The following is a 2,076-nucleotide window of genomic DNA, read 5'->3' as shown; positions in this document are numbered from 1 at the left end:
TAATGGCGGCGTCAGCGCTGATTGTGACGCTGGTGTGCAGCCAGCAAATTGCGGCACGGTATGGGCTGCCAGTGCTGGCGATGCAGTGGGTGGCGCTGGCGATCGTCCTTGCATCCATCCATCCCCGTGTGCTGAACCCCCTTATCCGCACGCTTAGCAAGCTGAAGCAGAAATCCACCGATGCCGCTCCCTTTACGCTGCAGCAGTATCCGGTGGCGGCGCTTCTAGGAGAACTGGGCTTTTTGGTGCTGCGCGGACTGGGCTTTCTGCTGACGTTTTTGGCAATTAGCCCGATCGACTCTGGAGAACTGTCGCTTGTTCTCAGCGCGTTCAGTTTGTCTTGGCTGCTGGGTTTGGTCGTTCCTGGTGCTCCGGGCGGCGTGGGCGTATTTGAGGCAACGGCGATCGCGCTGCTGGGTCAGACGTTTTCTCCCGCAATCGTGCTGAGCGTAGTGGCGCTGTATCGACTAATTAGTGTGCTGGCAGAAGCCGCAGGAGCAGGAATGGCTTGGCTGGATGAGCGGAAGTAATTGGTGTGGCTAGTCGGGCTGCAAAGCAAACTCAGTCAAGAACCAATCGCTGCGAAGGCTGTAACTAAATGCAAAACTTGCAGCGCCTAACTCAAAACTTGGAAGCGCTATCATAGCGTTTGTTGAACAGATTACGGTATGCAAAGACAGCGATCGCTTCTGATATTGATTTTGGTGTTGGTTATCGCGGCGGTGGTAACGATCGTCAAGATTCCAGCTCGGTTAGGTCTTGACCTGCAAGGCGGCTCCCAGCTTACGATTCAGGTCAAAACAACGCCTGAGATTAAGCAAATTACGGAGCGCGAACTGGAAGCCGTCCAGCGCGTCATTGAAGGGCGGGTGAACGGACTGGGCGTATCGGAACCGCTGGTGCAAACCGTTGGTAACGACCAGATCTTGGTGCAACTGCCCGGAGTCAACGACCCTCAACAGGCAGAGCGCGTTCTCGGTGGCACCGCGCAACTCGACTTTCGTCGCCAGAAATCAGGCACTGAAGCCCAGCTTCAGATTGAGTCTGAACTGCGGCGCGAACTGCTCGCCAAGCAGGCAGAACTCCGCAAAGGCAATGACGAAAAAGCGATCGCTGAGAACCAGGCAGCCATCAAACGAAGCAATGCGGAGATCGCAAGCTTCTACGACAAGACGGGCTTAGGCGGCAAAAACCTGCAAGATGCGTTTGCCGAGCCTGCCGGGGCAGCTAATAACTGGAACGTGGGCTTGAAGTTTGACCAGCGGGGCGGCGAGTTGTTTGCGGAGTTGACCAAAGCTCTGGCAGGCACCGGACGCACATTGGGAATTTTCCTGGATGAGGGGCTGCTGAGTTCGCCGACGGTGGGCGTGGAGTTTGCCCAAACGGGCATTACCGGAGGCAACGCGGTAATCACGGGTCGTTTCACCGCAGAAGAAGCGAACGATCTGGCGATTCAGCTTCGGGGTGGAGCACTCCCCGTTCCGGTCGAGATTGTAGAGAACCGCACAGTGGGAGCAACGCTGGGACGTGACAGTATCCAGAGCAGCATTTATGCTGCTGTGGGTGGACTCACGTTGGTGCTGCTCTTCATGGTGGTGTACTACCGCCTGCCGGGTGTGGTTGCCGACATTGCGTTGATAATCTACGCGGTGCTGACCTACGCCGCCTTTAATCTGCTGGGTGTAACGCTGACGCTGCCCGGAATTGCTGGATTCATTCTTAGCATTGGGATGGCGGTAGACGCGAATGTGCTGATTTTTGAGCGCACGCGGGAGGAACTGCGGGCTGGCAAAACGCTGTATCGGTCGGTGGAAGCCGGATTCTATCGCGCGTTTTCCAGCATTCTGGATAGCAACGTAACGACGCTGATTGCCTGTGGTGCGCTGTTCTGGCTAGGAGCGGGACTGGTGCGCGGTTTTGCCTTAACGCTGGCGCTGGGCGTAACCATTAGTATGTTCACGGCGATTACCTGTAGCCGGACGCTGCTGCTGGTGGCGCTGAGCTTTCAGGGATTGCGGAAGCCGAACTGGTTCTGTCCCAATGTGTCTACGATCGCCAAACCCCAACCAGAGGCAA

1 protein-coding gene and 1 pseudogene are annotated in these 2,076 nt (G+C 56.6%); both read left to right on the top strand.

Annotated elements, in window-relative coordinates; translation table 11 throughout:
* Positions 1 to 530 (top strand): annotated as a pseudogene (locus H6F43_RS01035) (UPF0104 family protein); the annotation flags it as partial.
* Between the two features lie 138 nt (positions 531 to 668).
* On the top strand, positions 669 to 2,076 hold a 1,408-nt coding region (secD, locus tag H6F43_RS01030; protein WP_190340172.1), incomplete at its 3' end, for a protein translocase subunit SecD.

Origin of the sequence: Leptolyngbya sp. FACHB-36, from assembly GCF_014695955.1 — a bacterium.
GTDB lineage: Bacteria > Cyanobacteriota > Cyanobacteriia > Leptolyngbyales > Leptolyngbyaceae > FACHB-36.
This window is presented reverse-complemented; position numbering and strand designations above follow the sequence as displayed.